This window comes from Leifsonia sp. NPDC077715 (assembly GCF_040686855.1).
GTDB lineage: Bacteria > Actinomycetota > Actinomycetes > Actinomycetales > Microbacteriaceae > Leifsonia.
On record NZ_JBFBOG010000001.1, the window covers coordinates 931,681 to 954,229 of the forward strand.

Genomic DNA, 22,549 nt, shown 5'->3' on the forward strand with positions numbered 1-22,549 from the left:
CACTTTTGTGAATCAGTGAGGAACAGTCACTTTACGGTACTTGAACTCGACAGATCCACGCCACCCGAAAAAAGCGCACCAACCCGACCCGTAGGTGACCAAACGTGTACCCGATTCCGCCGCGCCGAGTGCTTCCCGCACTCAACCCCATCCGACCGGGGGGCACTCGGCGCGCGCGGATCCACGACGGGCGCCCCACGAACGAAGCCGGCGGCGGTGAAGCCGTTCGAGACCACGGTTTCCCCCCAGCCGTCGCCGGCTTCCTGGTCGACTCCGTCGGGACGGGGGCAGCGGCATGACCGTCGTCCGCCCCCGCCTCGCGGCTCCGGTCGCCCCCACCGCGCTCCCCGGCATCAGCTCCGAGCGCACCTGGGCGAAGCTCTACCGGTACCGACTCCTCGCGACGGACACCGCGATCATCCTGGCCACGACCATCGGCGCGATCTTCATCCGCTTCGGATTCGACGAGGCGTCCGCGTCCGCGACCTCCGGCTTCCACCTGGACTACCTCTACCTGTCGCTGATCATCGCCGCGACCTGGCTCTTCACGCTGTCGGTCTACCACACGCGTGACGCGCGGGTCGTGGGCGTCGGCGTCTCCGAGTACCGCCGCGTCGTCTCGGCCACCGCCATCACGTTCGGGCTGCTCGCCATCCTCTTCCTCGTCGCGAAGGTGGACATCGCCCGCGGCTACTTCATCGTCGCCCTCCCCGCCGGGATGGCCGGCGTGCTGTTCTCGCGCTGGCTGTGGCGGCACTGGCTGATCCGGCAGCGCACCTTCGACCACTACCTGTCGCGAGCACTCGTCGTGGGGCGCTTCGCGGACGTCGACTACGTGGTCCGTCAGATCCACCAGAAGTCGGGAGCGGCCTACAACGTCGTGGGTGCCGCTCTCGACACAGGAAAGCGCAAGGGCGCGAAGAAGGATGCGGAACTCAAGCGCCGCATCGCCAGCCCCGAGCGCGAGGTCCCGATCGTCTCCGACCTGTCGGGGGTCGCTGACGCTGCGGCGCGGCTGGGCGCGGACACGGTGATCGTGGCCGGCCGCGCCCTCAGCTCGGGCGACTTCGTCCGCCGGCTGGCCTGGCAGCTCGAGGGGACCGCGACCGAACTCGTGCTCGCCTCGCCACTGACCGACGTGGCCGGGCCGCGCATCCACTTCCGCCCGGTGGAAGGGCTGCCGCTCATCCACGTGGAGATCCCGCAGTTCGAGGGCGGCAAGCACGTGCTCAAGCGGGCGTTCGACTTCTTCGCCTCCGGCCTCGCCCTGCTGCTGCTCTCGCCTCTTTTCCTCGCAGTGGCGATCGCCGTGAAGCTCGACGACGGCGGCCCGGTGATCTTCGCCCAGGAGCGGGTGGGCCGCAACGGCGAGCGCTTCAAGATGTACAAGTTCCGCTCGATGGTGGTAGATGCGGAGGCCAAGCTCGCCGCGCTCCAGGCCACCAACGAGGGCCAGGGTCTGCTCTTCAAGATGAAGAACGACCCCCGCGTGACGCACGTGGGCCGTGTGCTCCGGAAGTTCTCGCTCGATGAGCTCCCTCAGCTGGTGAACGTCTTCCTCGGCGACATGAGCCTGGTGGGCCCGCGTCCGCCGCTGCCGTCCGAGGTGGAGGGCTACGAAAACCACGTGCACCGCCGTCTGTACATCAAGCCGGGCCTCACGGGCATGTGGCAGGTGAACGGCCGCTCCGACCTCTCGTGGGAGGAGAGCGTCCGCCTCGACCTCTACTACGTGGAGAACTGGTCGCTGACCGGCGACCTCGTGATCATGTGGCGCACCGTCAAGGTCCTGACGCATCCCGTGGGGGCGTACTGATGCGCGGTGGGCAGGACCGGCCGCTGCGGATCGCGATGATCGGCACGCGCGGCGTCCCGGCCGCATACGGCGGCTTCGAGACCGCGGTCGACGAGATCGGCCGGCGGATGGCCGCCGACGGCGCCGAGGTGACGGTGTATTGCCGGACCAAGAAGGGCTCGCCGCGGCCGGCCGAGTACGCCGGCATGAAGCTCGTCCACCTGCCCGCGCTGCGCTCGAAGACCCTCGAGACGCTGAGCCACACCGGGCTGTCCGTCCTGCACGCGGTGCTCCGGCGCCGGTACGACGCCGCCTTCGTCTTCAACGCGGCCAACTCGCCCTTCCTCCCCGCGCTGCGCATCGCACGGGTCCCTGTCGCGGTCCACGTGGACGGGCTGGAGTGGAAGCGCGGCAAGTGGGGCCGCGTCGGCCGCAAGTACTACCGTGTCGCCGAGTCGCTGTCCGTGCGCTGGGCGGACGCGCTGATCGCGGACGCCCAGGGGATCGCGGACTACTACACCGAGGAGTTCGGCGTGGACACGCGGCTGCTGACGTACGGGTCGAAGGCGATCGAGGCGCGCCCGTCCTCCGGGCTCGCGGAGCTCGGCCTCGAGCCGGGCGGCTACCACCTGGTGGTCGCGCGCTTCGAGCCGGAGAACCACGTCGACGTCATCGTGGAGGGCTACCGTCGCAGTGGGGCGAAGCTCCCGCTGGTCGTGGTCGGATCGGCGCCGTACGCGGCGGAGTACTCGCAGCGGATCACGGACGCGGCAGCCGGCGACGCGCGCATCCGGTTGCTCGGCGGGGTGTGGGACCAGGAGCTGCTCGACCAGCTCTACGCGAACGCCCTCACGTACGTGCACGGGCACTCGGTCGGCGGCACCAACCCGTCGCTGCTGCGCGCGATGGGCGCCGCCACGGCGGTGATCGCGTACGACGTGGGGTTCAATCGGGAGGTCGCGGGACCGGATGCGCGCTACTTCGGGGACCCCGAAGAGGCCAGGATGCACGTGGAAGCGGCCGAGACAATGCCCGAAAGCACAAAGTCTTCTGGGAGCGCGCTGCAGAAAAGGGCGCTCGAACGATACGATTGGGACGGAGTCGCGCAGGGGTATACAGAACTGGCGGTTCACCTCATTTCGGGGCACAGTACCGCGGGTGTTCGGGGTAGACGGAGCAGTCAGAACGCGATCGCGGAGGGTACAGCGGGCGTCGTCCAGGCCTGAGAGACACGCTGTATAACAATTCGACAACGGCGATGCTGTGGTGAATACTTCCTACAGCGCCGCCCTCGGACCCCCCCTCTCCGCCAGATCCGGCTGCCACCCCTACCCGAGGCGGCGGGAAATACAACCCGCTTATGACGAGCAAAAACCCCCGCGATTTCAATTCAAACCACGGTCGGCACGCCGCCACCAGCACATCCAAGACCAAGACCAGAAGGCCCCGCGCCCGTACGGTGGCTCTCGCCACCGCGCTGACCGCTGCGCTCGCCGTCCCCGTGGGCGTCGGCGTGGCAGGCGCTGTCGCCGCACCGGCTCCGCTGGTCTCCGACTCGTTCACCCGAACGGTCGGCTCCGGTTTCGGGACCGCCACCACCGGCGGCGCCTACACGAACACGAACACCGCCGCGACCTCCGTCGCGTCCGGAACCGGCGTCTTCACCCTGCGGAAGCCGGGGACCAGCGCGAGCTCGGTCCTCCGGTCCGTCTCGGCGTCCGACGTCACCGCGTCGGCGAAGTTCGCCGCTCCCGTGCTCCCCACCAAGGGCTCCGGCATCTCGGCGGCCGTTCAGGCGCGCATCTCCGGGACCAGCCGGTACGAGGCCGTGATCCGCTTCACCTCCTCGAAGACCTTGACCCTCCAGGTGCGCCGTATCGACGGCTCGACCTCGACGCCGATCGTGGCCGAGAAGACCGTCGCCACCGGCGTCACAGCCGGCACCGCGTACACCCTCGAGCTCAGCGCCACCGGCTCCTCGCCGGTCGCCCTGAAGGCACGCGTCACCCCCGCGGGCAAGACCGCCGGCGCCTGGCAGGCGTCCGGCACGGACTCCAGCTCCAAGCGTCTGGGTTCCGGCTCGCTGGCCGTGTGGAGCTATCTGTCGCAGTCGTCCACCGCGGCGACCGTGAAGGTCGATGACTTCACCGCGACCGGCGCAGGGGCCGCAACGACCCCGACCACCCCGGTTCCCACGAAGACGCCGACCGCGACGCCGACGACCACGCCGAGCGCTCCGGCGACGGCTCCCGCGACGCCCCCCACGGCGCCGACCGCGCCGACCGCCCCCACCGCGCCGTCGAACCCGTCGACTCCGGACACCACGCAGTCGGCGTCCAACGGCGTCTCGACCTCCGGTGCCCGCCACAACGTCGGCTCCGCGGCCGTCGGCTCGACCACCTACGCGGTCCCGTCCGGCGCCGTCTTCGCGGCGGCCGGTGCGGCCGCGGGCGGTAACGGAACCCAGGCGAAGCCGTACTCCTCCGCTCAGGCGGCGGTGAGCGCGGCCCCGAGCGGCGCCACCGTGGTGCTGCGCGGCGGCACCTACCACGAGACGGTCGCCGTGCCCTCGGGCAAGAAGCTGACCATCCAGTCCTACCCCGGTGAGGCCGTCTGGTTCGACGGCAGCCAGGCGTGGGGCAACTGGAGCGCTTCCGGCTCGACCTGGGTCTCCGGCGGCTACTCGTACGCCTTCGACGTCAGCCCGTCGTTCTCCGGCGGCATGAGCGACGCCTCGCGCTACTACACCTCGGACTACCCGATGGCGGCGACGCCGGACCAGGTCTTCATCGACGGCGTCTCGCAGCGTCAGGTCAGCTCGCGCAGCGCGGTCACCGCGGGCACGTTCTACGCCGACAAGGGCGCGAAGCAGCTCGTGCTCGGCTCGAACCCCAGCGGTCACTCCGTCCGTGTCAGCACGCTGCAGCAGGCGATGACGATCCAGGGCGCGGGCACCACCGTGCGCGGCATCGGCTTCGAGCGCTACGCCACCTCGGCGAAGCAGATGGGTGCGGTCACGGCTCAGGTCGACGGCATCACCCTGGAGAACCTGACGATCGTGGACAACGCGACCGTCGGTCTCTACTCCTGGGGCACGAACAACACGCTGCGCAACCTCACGATCGCCCGCAACGGGATGCTCGGAGCCGGCGCCAACGGCGCCTACGGCCTGAAGGCCTCCGGCCTGCTGGTCGCGGACAACAACAGCGAGCACTTCAAGCAGGAGCCGGTCTCCGGCGGCCTCAAGATCACCCGTAGCCGGGGGATCTCGGTCACCGACAGCGCGTTCCTCCGGAACACGACCACCGGTTTCTGGCTCGACGAGGCGGTCTACGACGCAGCTGTGACGGGCAACGACTTCGTGTCGAACGGGGGCGACGGCTTCGAGGCCGAGCTCTCCGGGCATGTGACCGTCGCCAACAACGTCGCCCGCGACAACGCCGGCAACGGCATCCGCCTGTTCGACACCTCGGACAGCGCGATCTGGAACAACACGTCCGTCCGCAACAGCCGCAACATCGCCCTCATGCAGGACGCGCGGCGCCAGACCGACCTGTCCGTTCCCGGTCATGACCCGAAGCGTCCGAAGCCGGACCCCACGCTCTCGTGGATCATCCAGAACGTGTCGGTGTCGAACAACGTCCTCGCCGACGCGAAGGGCATCGCCCAGCTGACGGTCGAGGACCAGGCGCACAAGCTGTCGGGTGCCGACATGCGTCTGACGATCAACGGCAACCTGTACCAGCGCACGACCGCCGGCAAGCCGTCGGTGGACATCGTCTGGATGCAGACCGCCACGGCGACGAAGGGCTACGCGACCGCCGAAGCGTTCGCCGCAGCCACGGGTCAGGACAGCGCTTCCAAGTCGATCACTGGCAGCGGAACGCTCTCATCCACCCTCGCGCTGACGTCGTCGGCTCTGTCGCAGGTCACCTCGACTGCCCGGGCACTGCCCGCGTCGGTGGCGAACCTGATCGGCCAGCCGGCCGGCACGGTGCACCTCGGCTCCTGGTGACACCCTCGAGCTGAACACCAGAAGGCCCCTCTCCGCATCCGCGGGGAGGGGCCTTCTCGTTCTCGAAGCCCGGGTCGGCTCAGGCGACCGCCGCGGCCTGGCGCAGGAAGGCGGCGAGCGCTTCGGCGGCTGCGCTGACCTCCTGCAGCGTCTCGGCGTGGTGCCGGGGCGACGCCGCGTGGCCGTCATGGATGTCTATCCCGCTGCGCCGCGACGCGAAGAGCCCGCTCCGTCCGCTCCCCGGCAGCGGCACGCGGCCCCGAAGCCCGTTGAGTCCCTGCACCAGGTCGGTGAGCTCGGTCGTCTCGGCCGCGGGCGCCGCCCAGGCGGACGCCAAGTAGCCCGCTTCCCGCAGCGTGAACGTGCGGGGGCGCGCCGATGGCGACAGCTGCGCGACGAACGAGCGCTGGTGGCGGTCGGCGGTCAGGACGAGGTCGGCCTCGTCGAGCAGGTCGGCCGTGAGCCGCCCCCGCCGGGACGCCTCCGCGACGATCGGGTCGCCGTGGCGCGCCCGCAGCTGATGCATCGACGTCGGGCAGATGGGCGCGCCCTCGACGGCGTTAGTCCCGGCGCTCACCACCTCGAGCGCGGAGCCGAGCTGCGGGCGCAGGGCCGCGTCCAGGAGTCCGGCGGCCAGAGGCGACCGGCAGATGTTGGCCGTGCACACCAGGAGGATGTCGGGCATGGGTCTCCGATCCGATCGCGTCGACGAATTCTCATTATGCTAACGGTACGAGCCGCCCCGACACCGGCTCGGTGAGGAGTCCGGATGAGCCCGAGGCGCGGATCCGTCCTGATCGCCCATCCGAGCGCCGAGCTGTACGGCTCCGACCGCGTCATGCTCGAGACCGTGTCGGCGCTGACCGCGGAGCACCGCGTCCTCGTGGTGCTGCCGCAGGACGGGCCGCTGCTGGCCGAGTGCCGCGCGCGGGGGGCGCGGGCCGAGATCGTGCCCGTCCCCGTCCTGCGCAAGAGCCTGCTGTCGCCGCGGGGCCTGGTTCGTCTGGCCGTCGAGGCGCCGGTCGCCCTCGTCCGCGCGATGCGGACCATCCTCCGCAACGGGATCGGGACCGTCTACGTCAGCACGGTGACCGTTCCTGTGTGGCTGCTCGCCGCCCGGCTCACCGGCCGCAGGACGGTGACCCATGTGCACGAGGCGGAGGGGTCGGCCGGCGCGCTGACGAAGCGCGCGCTGTCGACGCCGCTCCTTCTCGCCCATTCGATCGCGGCGAACAGCCGGTTCAGCGCCGAGGTGCTGGCGGAGCCCTATCCGGGCCTCCGCGACCGCACGCGGGTGATCCTCAACGCCGTCGATGCCCCGCCCGCGCCGACCGACCCGCGCGCGGAGCTGGAGGGGCCGGTCCGGCTGATCTACGTGGGGCGGCTCTCCGAGCGCAAGGGCGTGGATGTCGCCGTCGCCGCGGTCGCGCTGCTCACCCGGCGCGGGGTTCCCGCGACGCTGGAGATCGTCGGCGACGTCTTCCCGGGCTACGAGTGGTTCCGCGAGCAGCTGCTGAACCAGGTGGAGCAGGACGGGATCGCCGACCGCGTCCATTTCGCCGGCTTCCGTCCCTCGGTCTGGGACGAGTTGGCGGCCTCCGACATCGCGATCGTGCCGTCGCGAGCGGACGAGCCGTTCGGGAACGCGGCGGTCGAGGCCGTGCTGAGCCGTCGTCCGCTGATCGTGTCGGACACCTCCGGCCTGCGGGAAGCGGCGGCCGGGTATGCGTCAGCGCGGTTCGTGCAGCCCGGGGACGCGGGGGCCATCGCGGACGCCGTGGAACGGATGACCGCCGAGTGGCCGACCCTGCGTCAGGCGGCGATCGACGCGAGCCAGGAGGCCGCCGAGCGTCACTCGCGCGGTGCCTACGACGCCGCCGTGACCGCCCTGATCGACGTGATCTGACGCTCGCTGCCCCCCGGTCGGGGGTGTAACCTGAGCTTTACTCACTGATGGTAGGTGGCCTAGCTTTTAACGTACCCGACCGAGAGGACCACCGACCGTGGACCTACACCAATACCTCAGCGCTATTCGCAAGCGCTGGATTACCATCGTCGCCCTCATTCTCGTCGGGGGCGCGCTGGGATTCGTGGTCGCGTCCCAGACGACGCCGATCTACCGCTCGACCTCGAGCGTCTTCATCTCCACCAATCAAGGTGACAGCACGACCGAGCTGCTGCAGGGCGGCACCTTCGCGCAGAACGTCGTGCAGTCGTACACCGCTCTCGTCCCCACGGCGAGCGTGCTGCAGCCGGCCATGGAGGACCTCGACTACTCGGGGACGCTGCCGAGCTTCGCCGCGAAGATCACGGCCGAATCCCCGGTGAACACCGTCATCATCGACATCTCGGCTCAGGACCCGGACCCGCAGCAGGCGCAGCGGATCGCCTCGGCGGTCACCGGCTCCCTCGGGAAGGCCATCGTCGGGATCGCGCCGAAGGACAAGGACGGCAAGGCGACCGTCACCTCGTCCGTCATCGCGGCCGCCACCCTGCCGACCACTCCCGTCTCACCGAACCGCACCCTGGACATCCTCATCGGGATCGGTATCGGCCTGGTCGCCGGACTCACCTACGCGATTCTGCGCGAACTGCTGGACACCCGCATTCGCACGGGAGAAGACGTGCAGCGCATCGCCGAGATCCCCATCCTGGGCCGCATCCCGCGCGGCCGGCGCCGCGCCGACCCGCTCGCGGTGCTCGCCGCACCCGGCTCCGCGGAGGCGGAGGCCTACCGTGGGCTGGTCTCGAATCTCGAGTTCGCCGACCTCGACAAGCCCATGCACGTGGTCGTGGTCACCTCGCCGTCCGTCGACGACGGGAAGAGCACCGTCGCGATCAACCTGGCGCTCGCCATGGCGGAGCGCGAGCAGCGGGTGCTGCTCGTCGACGCCGACCTGCGCCGTCCCTCCATCGCCGCCTACTGCCAGATCGAGGGCTCGGTCGGGCTCACGACGGTGCTGGTCGGCCGGTCCACCCTGGAGGACGCCGTCCAGGAGTGGGGCGTTCCGAACCTCGACGTGCTCGCCGCAGGCGCCATGCCGCCGAACCCGAACCAGCTGCTCAGCTCGGCCGCCTTCGCCGACCTCGTCGCCACCATGCGCGAGCAGTACGACTTCGTCGTGTTCGACTCCGTGCCGCTGCTGGCCGTCACCGACACCCTCCCGCTCGCACGACTCACCGACGGCACCCTGGTGACCGTCCGCCATAACGGCACGACCCGCCACGACCTGCGGCTCGCCGTGGAGTCGCTGCAGGGCGTCAACGCTCCCATCCAGGGCGCGGTGCTGAACTTCATGCCGCCGGCGCCGCGGAACCCCTACCACGGCTACGTCGCCTCGGCGGCGCCCACCCGTCGTACGTCGTCGCCCTCCCGTCGCGTGGCGACGCCTCTCGTCCCGGATGCGCCCGAGCCGCTTTCCGAGGAGGCGCCGGTCGGCGAGTCCAACAGCCCCCGTGACCGTGCCTCATCGGGCGCCATCACCTCGCTGTTCGACCGGAAGCGCAACGAGGTCCCACAGGACGCGGTCGGCTCCGGACGCGAGTGACGATGGCCGCGCGGCGACTGAGGCACCGATCGGTACGTCTGTACGACGTGGTGCGCACGGCGCACCTGGAGCGTGCCCACGAGTTCTCCCCGGCGAGCATCGTGTACCGCGAGAAGCGCTACGACTACGACCCCGCGCTCGAGGCGGGGCTCGACATCGTCCGGGCGGGCGATGTGCGTGCGGCGCTGCTCCTGGCGCGCTCCGGCGTCGAGACGCTGGAGGTCAACGAGCCGCTGATGATCTCCGCGGCCGCGCGCTCCGCCCTGGCCATCGCCGCCGTGCGAGTCGCCGGGACCCTGCGCCGCCGCCGCACGAGCGTCGTCTCCTACGCGATCGAGAACCTGTACCCACCCGTCCCCGCATCCCTCAAGGGGAGGATCGGCCGCCGGGCGCGGCTCGTGCTCGCCCGTTTCGTGCACGCCAACCTGGACCGGCTCGCCTTCGGCACCGACGCCTCCCGGGAGCTGTACCGCCGGGCGTTCGGATCGGGCGGCGCGACCACGACCACGATCCCGGCACTGCCCTCGGCCGTGCACCAGGACACGACCCGCGGCCGACCGTCGCTCGCCGTCTTCCTGGGCGCCTTCGACGAGCGCAAGGGGCTCCCCCTGCTCCTCGACGCCTGGCCCCTGGTGCGTGAGCGCCGCGCGGACGCACGCCTGCTGCTCATGGGCAAGGGCCCCCTGGAATCGCTCGCCCGCGAGGCGGCGGCGACCGACACCTCGATCGAACTGCTGGTGGATCCGCCGCGCGATACCATCTCGGACGCCCTGGCGGGCGCCAAGGTCCTCGTGCTGCCGTCGCAGCGGCGGCCGCGGTGGCGCGAACAGGTCGGGCTGCCCATCGTGGAGGGCCTGGCCGCGGGATGCGTCGTCGTCACGACCTCGGAGACGGGGCTCGCCGACTGGCTCACCGACGAGGGGCACTTCGTCATCCCGGCCGACGCGGACGCCGCGACCCTCGCCGCCGCCGTCTCGGGGGCGCTCGGCGACGGGCGCGCGCCCGCCGATCTGCTCGCGGCGCTGCCGTCCACCGACGGCCGCCGCGCCGCCGACGACTGGCTGTTCGGTCGCCGCATCGCCCCGCACGAGAGCATGGCAACGGCATGAGCGCCAAGCGCGGCGCCCTCCGCAACGTCTCGTCGACCGCCCTCATCAAGGTGCTGGTCATGGGGGCGTCCGGCATCCTCGGCATCTTCACGAGCCGGCTCATCATCAGCCACTTCGGCACGGACGCCTACGCCCAGTACGGACTCCTGTCGACACTGTCGACGCTGCTCCCGTTCGCCGACCTCGGGATGGCCGCGGTCGTCATCAACGCGATCGCCGGCTCCGGCGATCCGAAGCACGACCCGTACGTGCGGCGCGCGGTGACGACGGCGTTCCGCATCCTGATCGCGGCCGGCACGGTGATCCTCCTCATCGCGCTGGGGATCACCCTGCTCGGCTGGTGGCCCACGCTGCTCGGCGCGGGCCTGGCGCCCGGCTCCGGCGACCTGGCCGCGTTCCTCTGCCTCGGCATCTTCGGTCTCGCGCTGCCGCTGACGGTCGGGCAGCGCATCCTGGTCGGCCTCGAGAGGACCACGCTGCAGGTCGCGACCCAGTTCGTGGTCGCGCCGTTCATGTTCCTCGCGGTGGGCGCCGTCGCGCTGTTCGCGCTCCCGTCCGGCGACTACCTCGCCGTGTTCTCCTACATCGCCGCGGCGCTGGTCTCGGTGCTGTGCCTGTCCTTCGCGAGCCGGCTGCTCAAGCCGCAGGTGGGCCACGCGATCCGCGACATCCCGCGCGTGCGGAGCGTTCGCAACGTCGCGGCCTTCGGACTCGCCTGGCCGATGCTCGCGCAGATGCTCGCTCTCCCGATCGCGATGCAGACCGACCGCCTCCTGCTCAGCCACCTCACCACCGGCACGGAGCTCGCCCAGTACAACCTGGCGACGCAGCTCTTCGGGCTCATCCTCCAGACGATCGCCGCGGCGGGCGTCGCGCTGTGGCCGGTTTTCGCGCGGGCCCGGTCGGCGGACCGTGTCGAGACGCCGTGGCGCGCGACGCTCGCCTTCGCCGGCGGCGGTCTGGCGACAGCGCTGGCGCTGGCGGCGCTGCTGCCCTGGGTCGCGGGATTCGTCTCCGACGGCAAGCTGCAGCTCGACGGCTGGCTGGTCGGCGGCTACATCGCCTTCGTCGCGGTACAGGCGGCGAAGTACCCGATCGGGATGTACATGACCGACCAGCGCGGCCTGACGTTCCAGGTGCTCCCGATCGTCATCATGGTGCCGATCAACCTGGGCATCTCGTGGTGGCTCACGCTGCTGCTAGGCGCGGGAGGCCCGATCATCGGCTCGGCCATCGCCGTGCTGCTCTGCCAGGTCATCCCGAACCTCTGGTACGTCCGCCGCGACCTCGCCCGCCGCCGGGCTCTCGCGCAGGAAGCGGAGGCCCAGGAGCCCAGCCTGACCCCTATGGGGGACTAGGGTCGCGTTCCCGGGTCATGAGATAATCTCATAATCAGCCGAAAGGATGCGCAGATGGCCGTGGCCGACCCCTCGCCGCTCCGCTTCACAGCAGGGTCTGCGATCGGCCGCGCCGTCACGCCCGGCGCCGCGCCCGACGCGCATCCCGGCGCCTGGCAGGCGATCACGCGCGTCGTGGCCGCCCTCGCCCTGGTCATCATCGGCGCGCGCATCCAGCTCCCGCAGGGGCTGACGGCCGGATACCTGGTGGCTGTCCTTCTTCTCCCGGTCTGGGTCTCCGTCCTCCCCCGGTACCGGGGCGGCATCCTGCTCATGGTGCTCGGCGGCGCAGCGGCGCTGAACGGCTACCTGCTCACCGGGCTCGCCCGCGGCACCGAGCACACCGGCAACGGCCTCGCCCTCCAGAACACGTTCGTCCTCGTCGGTACCATGCTCGCGATCGGCGTCGTGCTCTGGGCGCGCACGCTGATGCCCCTGTGGAGCATCGGGCTGCTGTTCGGGATCGGGCTGCTGGTCGGCATCGACCCGCACGGCCTCCTCGCCGGGGGCAATCCGTGGAAGTTCGTGTTCGCGGTTCCGGTGACCGTGATCGCCCTGAGCATCGCCATGGTCCGCAAGAGCCGGGGCCTGGAACTCGTCATCGTGGTCGCGCTCGCGGCGGTCTCCATGGCGAGCGACGCCCGGAGCGGCTTCGCCATCCTCATGCTGACCGGTGTGCTGGTCGTCTGGCAGCTGCGGCCCACATCGAACACGAAACGCGCATCCACCGCGCGGGTACTGCTCGGCCTCCTGCTCCTCGCCGGGATCGCCTACAACGTGGGCCAGTCGCTCATCGTCGACGGGGCACTCGGAGAGGCGACGCAGCAGCGGACGATCGCTCAGATCAACACCTCGGGTTCGCTCATCCTCGGCGGCCGGCCGGAACTCGCCGCCACCGCGGCGCTGGCGCAGCACTACCCCTTCGGGTTCGGCTCCGGTACGTACGCCAGCTCGTCCCAGATCCTCGTCGCCAAGCAGGGGATGCTCGCGATCAACTACGACCCGAACAACGGCTACGTCGAGAACTTCATGTTCGGGACCGGTTTCGAACTGCACTCCATGATCGGCGACCTCTGGGCGAACTACGGCGTCGCCGGCGTCGCGCTCGCTGCGGCCCTGCTCTGGTACATCCTGCGCGGGCTGGGTCACAGCGTCGCACGGAGAACGGCGAGCGCCCTCGTGATCTACCTGGCGGTCCGGACGCTGTGGTCGATGTTCTTCGGCCCCTGGTATTCGTCGGTGACGCTGTTGACGCTCCTCATCGGAATGACTCTGCTGGAGCGCGGCCGCGATGACCTGAGCCTGAAGAGAGGAGCCCTCCGGTGAGACGTCGACCGTTCGTCATCCAGCAGTCGTTCCCGCAGCCCCGCCCGACCACCAACCCGTACGTCATCATGCTCGCCGAGGCCATCCGCGCCCAGCCGGGGGTGGAGCTGCGCTACTTCAGCTGGCGCAACGCGCTGCTGCGACGGTACGACGTGTTCCACGTGCACTGGCCGGAGATCCTGGTCACCGGACGGACGCCGCTGCGGGCGCTGGTGCGGCAGGGACTGTCCTGGCTGCTGCTGGTGAAGCTGTACCTGTTCCGCATCCCTCTGGTGCGGACCATGCACAACCTGGAGCTGCCCGACGGCATCACCCGCCGGGAGCGGTCGCTTCTGCACTGCTTCGACCGCCTGACGACCTTGCGCATCACCCTCAACCCGCAGACCTCGCTCCCCGACGACGCGAACGCGATCACGATCGTCCATGGCCACTACCGGGACTGGTTCCGGGAACAGCCGCGGCAGGAGCGAGTGGATGGACGCGTCGCCTACTTCGGGCTCATCCGGCGGTACAAGAACGTGCAGGCGCTGATCCGCGCGTTCCGGGGCCTCCCCGGCGATCTGTCCCTGCAGGTCGGCGGACGCCCGTCGACCCCCGAGCTCGCCGCGGAGGTGCAGGAGCTGTCGCACGACGACGATCGCATCGACCTGAAGCTCGAGTTCCTCACGGACGAGCAGCTGGTCGGCATCGCCACCGCCGCCGAGCTGGTGGTGCTGCCCTACCGCGAGATGCACAACTCGGGCGGGACGCTGGCAGCGCTCTCGCTGGACCGTCCGGTCCTCATCCCCGACAACGAGGTGAACCGTGCCCTGAGCGAGGAGGTGGGCGAGAAGTGGGTGCACCGCTACAGCGGCGCGCTCACCACCGAGACGCTGGAGCGGACGCTGCAGGAGCTGCGCACCGATCCACCGTGCGGTCGCCCGGATCTCTCCGCGCGCGAGTGGACCACGGTCGGCGAGGAGCACCTGGAGGCGTACCGGCACGCCCGTCGGCTCCGCGGGCTGCCCGCGTAGCTTCGCACACCGGCATCAGCCGCGCCGGTACTCCTGGTACCGGTACCCGAAGGCGCCGCTGACCATCCCGAGGCCCCTGGCCAACGTGCGGGCGCCGCGAGCGCGCCGGTCCAGCGACCGCCGCAGGATGCCCTCGACGATCCGCAGGCACCCTCCCGCCGCGCGGACGGCACCGCGGACCACCAGGTCGGCGACCGTCCGGACGCGCTCGGCCGGCGTCCGGGCGAGCTTGAGCGAGGTGAGCGCCCAGCTGTTGCCGCTCGAGAACGCCCGCAGCATCACCCAGCGGCGGCTGACGCGCTTCGCCGGCACGACGTCCACCACCATGGCCTCCGCGCACCACACGATGCGGCCCCCGGCGCGGATGAGTTCGCGTGTGAACATGGTGTCCTCGCCGCCGGTGATGCCGACGCCGAGATCGAAGCGGATGCCGTGGCGCCGCACGAACGCGAGGTCGAGGAGCAGGTTGTTGGTGGCGGCGACCTCGACCCGCTCGCCGGTCGCGAGGCGGCGTCGCTGGAAGAAGCCGCCCGCCTCGATCCACGCGTCCGGCTGCCGCTCGAACGTCGACCGGACGGGACCGACCACCGCCTCCGCTCCCCCGGCGCTCCAGACGCCGAGCAGGGCCGCCAGCCAGCCCGGCTCCGGACGTTCGTCGTCGTCGATGAAGATCAGGAGGTCGTCTTCGGCGGCGTCCGCCTCGGCGAGCGCGCGGTTGCGCGCGGCGGAGATGCCCGGCGTGGGCTCGACCGCATAATCGATGGTGACGGAGAGGCTGCCCGCCAGCGCGGCGACCGCATCCCGCGCGCTCGCCTCCCTGTCGTTGTCGACCACCTGGATGCGCACCTCGAACGGGAGGCCGCCGGCGGTCTCGACCTCGCGTGCGAGCGCGGGGAGAATCGCCCGGATGTCCGTGGGCCTGCGGAAAGTGAGCACAGCGATCGCGACGTGGTGCACGATTGTCATCATGACAGCATCAGGGCTCCCGGGCGAGTCGGACGACTTGGCGGTCGTCGTGGTGAACTACGGGTCGTCCGCGCTGTTGTCGGAGACCCTTGCAGCCGTGGCGGCGGACGTTCCCGAAGCGACCATCGTGGTGGTCGACAACTACTCCACGGATGACGAGCGGACGGCGCTGCGGGCGCTCGCCGGGCCGTTGGGCTGGAACGTGGTGGAGCCGCGGGAGAACCTGGGCTTCGGGGGCGGGATGAATCTCGGCGTCGCACGCGCCCGCGAGCTCGGCGCCCGGCGGTTCCTGCTGCTCAACCCGGACGCGACCATCCGCCGCGCCGACATCGAGGTGCTGGTCGCGCGGTCGATCGCCGAGCCGATGACGTTGCTCTCTCCCGTGGTGCGCCGGTCCGACGGATCGCCGTGGTCGCTGGGCGCCGACGTGTATCTGCGCGACGGGCGCATCCGCTCGGCCGCCCGACGCGGCACCGTTCCCGGCGAGCGACTTCCGTGGCTGAGCGGCGCGTGCCTGCTCGTCACCGACCGGCTGTGGGACGCGGTCGGCGGGTTCGCCGACGAGTACTTCCTCTACTGGGAGGACGTCGACCTCTCCGTGCGCGTCAGCCGCGCCGGCGGGTCGCTCGCCCTGGTCGAGGATGCGACCGCCGTGCACGACGAGGGCGGGACGCAGGGGACGGACGGCTCGCGCTCCGGCACGGCCAAATCCGGCACCTACTACTACTACAACATCCGGAACCGGCTGCTGTTCGCCGCCAGGAACCTGCCGCCCGAGACGGTACGGGCCTGGCGCCGAGCGACGCTCCCCGTCGCGTGGGAGGTCCTGCTGCAGGGCGGCCGGAGGCAGTTCCTCACCTCGACGGCGGCCCTGCGCGCAGGATGGCGGGGAGTCCGGGACGGCCTTCGCCTGTCCCGTACTCCCCGCCATCCCGATGTGCCCGACTACTGAGCGGTCTTCGCGCTGAAGTTGTCGACAGCCACCATGGTCGTCGGGTCCGTCGCCGAACCGGAGACGTAGGCGACCACTCCGACGCTGCCCGCGGGCTGCATGGCGGCCGTGGTGCTGGTCGCCGTCGCCTGCCACGCCGTCGGCTCGGCCTGCGACGCGTCCCACACCTTGGCGTTCAGCGTCGTGCTCGTGCCGTTGCCCACCGTCGTCATCCGGACGTTGAGCACCATGCCCGGCGTCCAGGTGAGTCCGGCGATGTTCAGCGCCCTGAGCGTGGTGCCGCCCTCCAGGATCTGGATCTGCACGGCGCCACCGGCCTTGATCCAGGCCCGGCCGTAGAACGCCGTGCTTCCGACCTGCCGGCCGATCAGCCCGACGTACTGGCCGCCGCCGGTCGCCGCCTTGTCGACGGTGAACGACGCCTGCACGTCGGTCGCCGCGGAGGAGACCGAGCCCAGCCGGGCGGTGCGCGTCATGCCGACCGGGACCGCGATGGAGCCGACCCCGTTGCCGACGGAGAAGTTCGCCGCCGTTCCGGTGAGGGTCCAGGCGCCGCCGCTGTCAGCGGTGCCCCAGCCGTTCGCCACGGTCCGCCCGAAGGCGTCGGTGGCGAGCGCCGGGCCGGCGCCGGCGGTGACGATGACCTGCTTGGACGTCGTGCCCGTCGCCGACTGGTTGTCGGTGACGGTCAGCGTGACCGTGTAGGTGCCCGCACTCGCGTAGGTGTGCGACGCCGTCGCTCCCGTGCCCGTGGCTCCGTCTCCGAAGTTCCAGGCGTACGAGGCGATCGTGCCGTCGGGGTCGGAGGAACCCGATCCGTCGACGCTCACGGCCAGTGCGTTCGCCGTGGCGGTGAACGACGCCGTCGGGGCCACGTTCGCCTTGACGACCGTCACCTGGTTGGTCGTGCTGTTCGTCGCGCCCTGGTTGTCGGTGACGGTCAGCGTGATCGTGTACGTCCCGGCCGCCGCGTAGGTGTGCGACGCGGTGGCGCCGGTGCCCGTTGCTCCGTCTCCGAAGTTCCAGGCGAACGAGGCGATCGTGCCGTCGGGGTCGGAGGAGCCCGATCCGTCGACGCTCACGGCCAGCGAGTTGGCGGAGGACGTGAACGCCGCCGTCGGGGGCTGGTTCGGCGGGGTCACCGTGACCTGCTTGGTGGAGCTGGTGGTCGCGTTGCTGTTGTCCGTCGTCGTCAGCGTGATCGTGTACGTGCCGCCGGCTGCGTAGTCATGGGACGCGGTGACACCGGTTCCGGTGGCGCCGTCACCCCAGTTCCACGCGTAGCCCACGATCGTGCCGTCCGGGTCCGAGGATCCGGAGCCGTCCGCGTTCACCGTCAGGTTGTTCTGGGTGGTGGTGAACGACGACGTCGGGGGCTGGTTCGGCACCGGAGCGACCGAGACCTGCTTCGACGTGCTGCCGGTCGCACCGGCGTTGTCGGTGACCGTCAGCGTGACCGCGTAGGTACCGGCGGAGCCGTAGGTGTGCGACGCGGTGACGCCGGTCGAGGTCGAGCCGTCTCCCCAGTTCCACGAGTAGCCGGTGATCGAACCGTCCGGGTCGGAGGACGCCGTGGCGTCGACCGAGGCGATCAGTCCGGCCGACGACGACGTGAACGAGGCCGTCGGAGGCTGGTTCGCCGGGGTTCCGGTGGTGCCGAGCGAGTAGTGGTTCGCGACCGCCTGCGCCGAGAGCTCGGTCGAGTAGACCGCGACCTCGTCGAGCGTGCCCTTGAAGTAGGGGCTGGTCGATCCCCACGTGTTGTCGCCGCCGATCCGCCAGTACCCGTTGTACGCCTGGGCCGACGTCTGCGGGTTGGTCCCCACGGCGACGCCGTCGACGTAGAGCACCATCCCGTCGGAGGCCTGCGTCGCGACGACGTAGTGCCACTTGTTGTCGTTCAGCGGGTTCGGCGAGGTGATGGTGTTCGCCTGCCCGGTCCAGGTGCCGAACACGAGCCGGCCATCGTCCTGCATGTAGACGTGGCGGTCATAGTTGCTCGACAGTCCGGTCTGGGCGTCGCCGAACCCGATCAGCTTGCCGCCGGTCGTGGTGTTCGTCTTGAACCAGCCCTCCAGGGAGTAGGTCGTCGGGTTCGACGTCTGCTGGTTGCTGACGGCGATGCCGTTGACCCCGCTGAAGGAGGTCGCCGTGTTGCTCACGCCGCCCAGCGCACCCGCCTGGTTGTGGGTGTAGTTGCCGCGGTAGGTGCCGGTCTGACCGTACACACCGGAGTCCGCAGCGGTCGTGCCCGTGTCGGCGAGACGCCAGTACAGGTCGGGGTCACCCTGGTAGACGGCGGCGCCGTACGCGTCGGCCGGAGCCGGCGGGACGTTGAGCGTGTAGCCGGCCGCCTGGTACATCGACGAGACCTGCTGCTTGCTCAGCACCGATGGGTAGATGGCCACCTGGGAGATGGTGCCGGCGAAGTAGTTGCTGGACGGCTGGCTGGTCCACCCGTTCAGGTTGTCACCGCCGACCCTCCAGTAGCCGTTGTACGCCTGACCCGTTGTCACGTCCGTCCTGCTCGCGACCCGCAGGCCGTCCACGTAGAGGGCCATGCCACCGCTTCCCAGCGTCGCCGTGATCTGGTGCCACTTGCCGTCGTTCAGCGCGGTCGGGGTGTTCAGAGTCTGAACGCCTCCCGGGTACACGCCGAAGTACACGCGGCCGTTGTTGGCCATGTACACGTGCCGGTCGTAGCTGCTCGAGTTCCCGGTGCTCTGGTTGCCGAAGCCGAGGATCTTGCCGCCACTGGTGGTGGTCGTCTTGATCCAGGCCTGCGCGGTGAACGTGTTCGGCCCGTCCTCGTTGGAGGGCGCCGGGAAGAACCCGTCGGTCCCGCCGTTGAACGAGGCAGCGGTCGTGCTGTCCGGGTTGAGCGGTCCGGTGCCCGAGCGGGTGACGCCGGTGTTCAGCGTCGCGTCGTTCCCGTTCGCCCAGTCGTAGGCGTTGCTGCCGGAGCTCTCGTTCAGCGGCCAGTAGTACTCGGGGCTGGCGTTCAGCACGCTGGATGCGTAGGGCGTCAGGGAGCCCGAAGCGGCGATGGTCACGGAGACCGGCGAGCTGTACAACACGTTGCCGTTCGGATCCGTAACCCTGACCCGATAGCTCTGCGTCGAGCCCGGTGTCTGTCCGGTATCGGTGAAGGTCAGCGATTTCGGTTGCCAGAACGGGGTCGTCACCTGCGTCGTGTAGATCGGATGGCCGGTTGCACTGCCGCGGATCACGTCGTAGGTCAGCGTCTCGTTGTCCGGATCCCAGTTGGTCTTCCAGCTGATCCGCGCCGTCCCTTCGGTGAGGGAGATGACGTTCGGGCTGTACGACGCCGTGGGGATCTGCGCGCCGATCTTCAGCGGAGCGATAGACGGCATGGCGAACCGCACCAGGCCCTGTTGCGCCTTGCCCTGCACCCGGGTGAACTCGCCGCCCAGGATGAGGTAGTTGCCGGCGGACTCGTTGCTCCACGGCCCCTGGCTCTGACCGGTGAAGGTGCCCGTGTTGACGTCGGGGTACCAGTTCAGCAGGTCGGGGCGGGGGTTGCCCGCGAAGTTGTAGTAGCCGTACGGGTCGTTCGTGATCGTGCCGCGCACGTCCGTGGTGAACGCCAGCGCCCGGTGGAAGGTCCAGTCGGGACTGGTCTGCGGGAAGCCGCCGATGTTGCCGCAGTAGTGCGGGTGACCGACGGCGTACTCGACGCCCTGCAGCACGGTGATGTCGTACGTGTCACCGTGGCAGTCCTCGACCCAGACCAGGTCGCCGTTCGTCCAATCGGCGCGGAACGATCCCTCGAGGTTGCCGCCCTGGCCGAACACGTAGCCGGAGCCGTAGAGGCCGGATGCGTCGGCGTGCAGCGCCTCGATGGCCGCCTGGGTTCCACCGTTGCGAATGAGGTTGTTCACGTTCCAGGGCAGCAGCGTCGCAGTGTCCGGCGTGACGGCGGCGAGGCCGTAGCCGGGGTTGGACGACCCGTTGACCGAGGTGAAGTTGCCGCCGAGGACCACCTTGGAGCCGTCCGGCGAGATGGCGAGGTGCTGTGCCGTGCCTCCCGCGATGTTCGGGGCCCAGGGCAGGAGCGCGCCGTTGCTCGCCGAGAAGGCGGCGGCGTAAGTGCGTGCCTGGTTGCCGGCGGAGCTGAACGCGCCGACGGCGTACACGGTCGAGTTGGTGGCGACGATGCCCTGAACGCTCGCGTTGAGGACCGGCACGAAGCTCGTGATGAGCGCGCCGGTCGCGGTGTTGAAGGCCGCGAGACGGTAGCGGGTCGCGCCCGCGATCGTGGTGAAGCTGCCTCCGACGTAGAGCCGTGTTCCGTCCGGTGAGACCGCGAGCGCCTTGACCTGCGAGTTCGGGCCGGGGTTGAACGAGGTGTTCAGCGCGCCGGTGGTGAGGTCGAAGGCGAGCATGTTCGAGCGCGGCGTGAGGTTGGTGCCGGCAGCGGATCCGGCCGGCCGCGCGTTCGAGAACTGGCCGCCGACGTAGACGGTGTTCCCCACGATCTGCTCCGCCCAGGCGACACCGTCCATCTGGACGGTGGGCAGCGGGTCTGCGCTGACGGTCGTCGGATCACCGGGAGGAGGGGCTGTGTCGGCCACCGCGGGCTGGACGGCGACGAGGGATGCGAGGATCGCTGCGGTCGCAGCGACGATGCCGATGGCGGCGCGTCGAAGCCCGCGGCTCCGACGTTCTGGAGCCGCCATCTCCGGGGGTGTCCCGCCACCGGCGGGAGGTTCGTGCGATGCAGTCACGGTTTCATCCTGTGTTCGGGTTGAGGAGAATCGTCGTTCGGGTACTGCGGGGGCTTTGTCGACAAATTCTCAGTTTATTGGCGCTGAGCCTAGCTCAGTTATCGGGTTGAGTGAGTGGGGAGGCCCCCGTATTGGGGGCCTCGGCGCTCACTTCGGGGCGGCGCCTTGGAAGGCGATGGCGGGCGCGCCCGCCTGATAGTCCACCGTGATGATGACGGACCCACGCTGGTCCTCGGGCACGGTGAAGACATAGGTGCCCGACGCGCTCGAGTGCGCCGGGATGCTGGCGGCCAGCGGCTTGGCATCCGGCCCGCTCAGGGGGGACGCGGGGACGTTCGCGGTGCCGTAGTAGGCGTTCACGACGATCGGCTGAGTGGCGTAGGCGGCGTCGCCGCCATTGGCGAAGTCGAGCGTGAAGCGGATCGCGGGACCGGCGACCTCGCCGACACCCTTGGCCTCGCCCTTGACGGACTCGAGCTTCGACATCGTCACCGTGACCCCCTTGTCGACGGTCGTCTTGGAGCTCAGGGCGACCGGCTCCCGCTGCGGGAGCGCCGCGCCGGCAGCGCCGGGCTCGGACGTCGGCGCGGGCTTGTCGGACGGAGCCGCCGTGGGCGGCACCGACGCCTCCGGGGTCGCCGTCTTCGGTGCAGCCGTCGCCGGGGCGGACGGCTGGGCCGAGTGCGTGCTGTCGGCGGAGGTCTGCGACGCGGAGCCGGCCGCGACCCCCCACCAGACGCCGCCGACGAGGAGGACGAGCGCCGCGGCGCCGGCGAGCCAGAGCCACAGCGGACGGCGACGCGTGCCATCCGGCTCGGGGGTGTTCTCAGCGGACATCTGACTTCCTTCCGAGTTCGCGCATCTGGCGGAACCATCGCGGCAGTGCGATGCCCAGTGCGCCGAGGTTGGCTACGAAGAAGAGGCCGTAGACGATGGTGAAGAGCGCCGGCCAGCCCAGCAGCAGGAAGACCAGGCACAGCACCCCGTAGTCGGTGGGCACGAGCAGCAGGGTCTTCAGCGCCGAGCGGGAGCCGGGGGTCCGGTCGGACGAGCCTCCGCGGGCCGCGCGCAGCAGGTCGTTGAGGATCATCCCGAAAAAGGTGACGTTCGCGACGACGACGTAGAGCACCGGGATGAGCAGCCAGGCGGCCGAGGAGAAGCCGAAGAATCGGAACATCGCGACGGCGACGGCGAGGTGCAGCGCGGAGATCTTGGCGCTGTCCACCACGTGGTCGAGCCATTCGCCGGCCGGCGACCCCCCGCCGGCGAGGCGGGCGACCTGCCCGTCGGCCGAGTCGAACGCGTAGCCGAGAGCGAGCAGCAGCCACACGACCAGGCCGACCCAGGGCGCCGTCGGCACGAGCGCGATGACGAGGATGCCCGAGAATGTCAGAACGGCGGAGATCCCGGTCACCGCGTTAGGCGAGAGCCCTGCGCGGTACGCCCACGCGGCGATGAGGCGTCCGGCGCGGCGGTTCACGTAGACGGAGTAGGGAGGAGAGCCGGGGAGCGCCGGCTTCTGGGCTCCGGCGAGGGTGCGCACCACCGCGCGATACGACTGCGCTGCGCCATCCTGCGTCGTCATCGGTTCACCCCTCCACGGGCCGACGCAGAAGCGACTCCGACCCTGGTCAGTCGGATGTGGTCACGGCGGTCGGGCCGTGCTGGCAGTCTAATTGA

At 70.2% G+C, this 22,549-nt stretch carries 15 protein-coding genes; 10 read left to right on the forward strand and 5 right to left on the reverse strand.

What is annotated here, in order from left to right; genetic code table 11:
- Positions 1 to 295 precede the first annotated feature (295 nt).
- The 3 genes from AB0P25_RS04640 to AB0P25_RS04650 all read left to right on the forward strand — a co-directional run bounded on the left by AB0P25_RS04640 (position 296) and on the right by AB0P25_RS04650 (position 5,810).
- Complete coding sequence (locus AB0P25_RS04640; RefSeq protein WP_363805674.1) at positions 296 to 1,816, forward strand: sugar transferase; 1,521 nt, start codon at positions 296 to 298, stop codon at positions 1,814 to 1,816.
- On the forward strand, positions 1,816 to 3,021 hold the full coding sequence (locus AB0P25_RS04645; RefSeq protein ID WP_363805676.1) for a DUF1972 domain-containing protein: 1,206 nt from the start codon (positions 1,816 to 1,818) through the stop codon (positions 3,019 to 3,021). The genes AB0P25_RS04640 and AB0P25_RS04645 overlap by 1 nt, the downstream gene beginning before the upstream one ends.
- Before the next feature lie 233 nt (positions 3,022 to 3,254).
- Positions 3,255 to 5,810 carry a right-handed parallel beta-helix repeat-containing protein gene (locus AB0P25_RS04650; RefSeq protein ID WP_363805677.1) on the forward strand — a complete coding sequence of 852 codons (2,556 nt, stop codon included), beginning with the start codon at positions 3,255 to 3,257 and terminating at the stop codon, positions 5,808 to 5,810.
- Positions 5,811 to 5,889: 79 nt separating this feature from the next.
- Here the strand turns inward: AB0P25_RS04650 and AB0P25_RS04655 are convergent, their stop codons facing one another.
- On the reverse strand, positions 5,890 to 6,495 hold the full coding sequence (locus AB0P25_RS04655; protein WP_363805678.1) for a hypothetical protein: 606 nt from the start codon (positions 6,493 to 6,495) through the stop codon (positions 5,890 to 5,892).
- Positions 6,496 to 6,579: 84 nt separating this feature from the next.
- On the opposite strand from AB0P25_RS04655, the gene AB0P25_RS04660 reads away from it, so the two are divergent.
- From AB0P25_RS04660 to AB0P25_RS04685, 6 genes are all read left to right on the forward strand, one after another.
- The gene (locus AB0P25_RS04660) at positions 6,580 to 7,716 is read left to right on the forward strand and encodes a glycosyltransferase (protein WP_363805679.1); all 1,137 of its coding nucleotides are present in this window, start codon (positions 6,580 to 6,582) and stop codon (positions 7,714 to 7,716) included.
- 97 nt (positions 7,717 to 7,813) lie between these two features.
- Positions 7,814 to 9,358 (forward strand): polysaccharide biosynthesis tyrosine autokinase, encoded by a 1,545-nt coding sequence (locus tag AB0P25_RS04665; RefSeq protein WP_363805681.1) that lies wholly within the window; start codon positions 7,814 to 7,816, stop codon positions 9,356 to 9,358.
- A gap of 47 nt (positions 9,359 to 9,405) precedes the next feature.
- On the forward strand, positions 9,406 to 10,467 hold the full coding sequence (locus tag AB0P25_RS04670) for a glycosyltransferase family 4 protein (protein ID WP_363805682.1): 1,062 nt from the start codon (positions 9,406 to 9,408) through the stop codon (positions 10,465 to 10,467).
- Positions 10,464 to 11,825: an oligosaccharide flippase family protein gene (locus tag AB0P25_RS04675; protein WP_363805683.1), complete on the forward strand. Its 1,362-nt coding sequence runs from the start codon at positions 10,464 to 10,466 to the stop codon at positions 11,823 to 11,825. Before AB0P25_RS04670 ends, AB0P25_RS04675 begins: the two co-directional genes overlap by 4 nt.
- 54 nt (positions 11,826 to 11,879) lie before the next feature.
- Positions 11,880 to 13,190: a hypothetical protein gene (locus AB0P25_RS04680; RefSeq protein ID WP_363805684.1), complete on the forward strand. Its 1,311-nt coding sequence runs from the start codon at positions 11,880 to 11,882 to the stop codon at positions 13,188 to 13,190.
- On the forward strand, positions 13,187 to 14,203 hold the full coding sequence (locus AB0P25_RS04685; RefSeq protein WP_363805686.1) for a glycosyl transferase: 1,017 nt from the start codon (positions 13,187 to 13,189) through the stop codon (positions 14,201 to 14,203). The genes AB0P25_RS04680 and AB0P25_RS04685 overlap by 4 nt, the downstream gene beginning before the upstream one ends.
- Positions 14,204 to 14,218: 15 nt before the next feature.
- Here AB0P25_RS04685 and AB0P25_RS04690 read toward each other — a convergent pair whose 3' ends face one another.
- Positions 14,219 to 15,169, reverse strand: a complete 951-nt coding sequence (locus tag AB0P25_RS04690) for a glycosyltransferase (protein WP_363805687.1) — start codon at positions 15,167 to 15,169, stop codon at positions 14,219 to 14,221.
- A gap of 1 nt (position 15,170) precedes the next feature.
- On the opposite strand from AB0P25_RS04690, the gene AB0P25_RS04695 reads away from it, so the two are divergent.
- Complete coding sequence (locus tag AB0P25_RS04695; RefSeq protein ID WP_363805688.1) at positions 15,171 to 16,121, forward strand: glycosyltransferase family 2 protein; 951 nt, start codon at positions 15,171 to 15,173, stop codon at positions 16,119 to 16,121.
- Here AB0P25_RS04695 and AB0P25_RS04700 read toward each other — a convergent pair.
- The 3 genes from AB0P25_RS04700 to AB0P25_RS04710 all read right to left on the reverse strand — a co-directional run bounded on the left by AB0P25_RS04700 (position 16,115) and on the right by AB0P25_RS04710 (position 22,454).
- Complete coding sequence (locus AB0P25_RS04700; RefSeq protein WP_363805689.1) at positions 16,115 to 20,869, reverse strand: PKD domain-containing protein; 4,755 nt, start codon at positions 20,867 to 20,869, stop codon at positions 16,115 to 16,117. The two genes, AB0P25_RS04695 and AB0P25_RS04700, sit on opposite strands and share 7 nt — an antisense overlap.
- A 147-nt stretch (positions 20,870 to 21,016) precedes the next feature.
- Positions 21,017 to 21,706 (reverse strand): hypothetical protein, encoded by a 690-nt coding sequence (locus AB0P25_RS04705; protein ID WP_363805690.1) that lies wholly within the window; start codon positions 21,704 to 21,706, stop codon positions 21,017 to 21,019.
- Positions 21,696 to 22,454: a CDP-alcohol phosphatidyltransferase family protein gene (locus tag AB0P25_RS04710; protein ID WP_363805691.1), complete on the reverse strand. Its 759-nt coding sequence runs from the start codon at positions 22,452 to 22,454 to the stop codon at positions 21,696 to 21,698. Before AB0P25_RS04710 ends, AB0P25_RS04705 begins: the two co-directional genes overlap by 11 nt.
- Positions 22,455 to 22,549 lie beyond the last annotated feature (95 nt).

Excerpts from the sequence above, each read along its gene's own strand:
- AB0P25_RS04705 (WP_363805690.1), bottom strand. The coding sequence starts at position 21,706 with ATGTCCGCTGAGAACACCCCCGAGCCGGATGGCACGCGTCGCCGTCCG.
- AB0P25_RS04655 (WP_363805678.1), bottom strand. The coding sequence starts at position 6,495 with ATGCCCGACATCCTCCTGGTGTGCACGGCCAACATCTGCCGGTCGCCT.
- AB0P25_RS04710 (WP_363805691.1), bottom strand. The coding sequence starts at position 22,454 with ATGACGACGCAGGATGGCGCAGCGCAGTCGTATCGCGCGGTGGTGCGC.
- AB0P25_RS04680 (WP_363805684.1), top strand. The coding sequence starts at position 11,880 with ATGGCCGTGGCCGACCCCTCGCCGCTCCGCTTCACAGCAGGGTCTGCG.
- AB0P25_RS04690 (WP_363805687.1), bottom strand. The coding sequence starts at position 15,169 with ATGACAATCGTGCACCACGTCGCGATCGCTGTGCTCACTTTCCGCAGG.
- AB0P25_RS04675 (WP_363805683.1), top strand. The coding sequence starts at position 10,464 with ATGAGCGCCAAGCGCGGCGCCCTCCGCAACGTCTCGTCGACCGCCCTC.
- AB0P25_RS04660 (WP_363805679.1), top strand. The coding sequence starts at position 6,580 with ATGAGCCCGAGGCGCGGATCCGTCCTGATCGCCCATCCGAGCGCCGAG.
- AB0P25_RS04645 (WP_363805676.1), top strand. The coding sequence starts at position 1,816 with ATGCGCGGTGGGCAGGACCGGCCGCTGCGGATCGCGATGATCGGCACG.
- AB0P25_RS04695 (WP_363805688.1), top strand. The coding sequence starts at position 15,171 with ATGACAGCATCAGGGCTCCCGGGCGAGTCGGACGACTTGGCGGTCGTC.
- AB0P25_RS04640 (WP_363805674.1), top strand. The coding sequence starts at position 296 with ATGACCGTCGTCCGCCCCCGCCTCGCGGCTCCGGTCGCCCCCACCGCG.